Source organism: Xanthobacter luteus, assembly GCF_040049235.1.
Classification (GTDB): Bacteria; Pseudomonadota; Alphaproteobacteria; order Rhizobiales; family Xanthobacteraceae; genus Xanthobacter.
Map to the genome: position 1 here is coordinate 1 of NZ_JBDZDO010000014.1, position 1,193 is coordinate 1,193.

Sequence of the window (1,193 nt, forward strand, 5' to 3'; positions counted from 1 at the left end):
ATGGCCAAAGAGAAGTTCAACCGTTCGAAGCCGCACTGCAACATCGGCACCATTGGTCACGTTGACCATGGCAAGACCTCGCTGACGGCTGCGATCACGAAGGTGCTGGCGGAGAGCGGCGGGGCGACGTTCACGGCCTACGACCAGATCGACAAGGCCCCCGAAGAGAAGGCGCGCGGCATCACGATCTCGACCGCGCACGTGGAATACGAGACCACGAACCGGCACTATGCGCACGTGGACTGCCCCGGGCACGCCGATTATGTGAAGAACATGATCACCGGCGCGGCGCAGATGGACGGCGCGATCCTGGTGGTTTCGGCGGCCGACGGGCCGATGCCGCAGACCCGCGAGCACATCCTCCTGGCGCGCCAGGTGGGCGTTCCGGCGCTGGTGGTGTTCCTGAACAAGTGCGACATGGTTGACGACGCCGAGCTTCTCGAGCTGGTCGAGATGGAGGTGCGCGAGCTTCTGTCGAAGTACGACTTCCCGGGCGACGACATCCCGATCGTGCGCGGCTCGGCGCTGGTGGCGCTGGAGAACGGCGATCCGGAGCTGGGCAAGAACGCGGTGCTGAAGCTGATGGAGGCGGTGGACGCCTACATCCCGCAGCCGGAGCGCCCGATCGACCTGCCGTTCCTGATGCCGATCGAGGACGTGTTCTCGATCTCGGGCCGCGGCACGGTGGTGACCGGGCGCGTGGAGCGCGGCATCGTCAAGGTGGGCGAGGAAGTGGAGATCGTCGGCATCCGTCCGACCATCAAGACCACGGTGACGGGCGTTGAGATGTTCCGCAAGCTGCTGGACCAGGGCCAGGCGGGCGACAATGTGGGCATCCTCTTGCGCGGCACCAAGCGCGAGGACGTGGAGCGCGGCCAGGTGGTGTGCAAGCCGGGTTCGGTGAAGCCGCACACCAAGTTCAAGGCCGAGGCCTACATCCTGACCAAGGAGGAGGGCGGCCGCCACACGCCGTTCTTCACCAATTACCGCCCGCAGTTCTACTTCCGCACCACGGACGTGACCGGGGTGTGCACCTTGCCCGAGGGCACCGAGATGGTGATGCCGGGCGACAACGTGTCCATGGACGTGGCGCTCATCGTGCCGATCGCCATGGAGGAGAAGCTGCGCTTCGCCATCCGCGAGGGTGGCCGCACGGTCGGCGCCGGCGTCGTCGCCGCCATCATCGAGTGATC

Annotated in this window: 1 protein-coding gene; it reads left to right on the forward strand. The window is 66.1% G+C overall.

Features of this window, described 5'->3' with window-relative positions; genetic code table 11:
- Positions 1 to 1,191 (forward strand): elongation factor Tu, encoded by a 1,191-nt coding sequence (tuf, locus tag ABLE88_RS23765; RefSeq protein WP_348834435.1) that lies wholly within the window; start codon positions 1 to 3, stop codon positions 1,189 to 1,191.
- Positions 1,192 to 1,193 lie beyond the last annotated feature (2 nt).

Bases quoted from the DNA above. Each gene is read 5' to 3' on its own strand.
- tuf (WP_348834435.1), top strand. From the start codon at position 1: ATGGCCAAAGAGAAGTTCAACCGTTCGAAGCCGCACTGCAACATCGGC.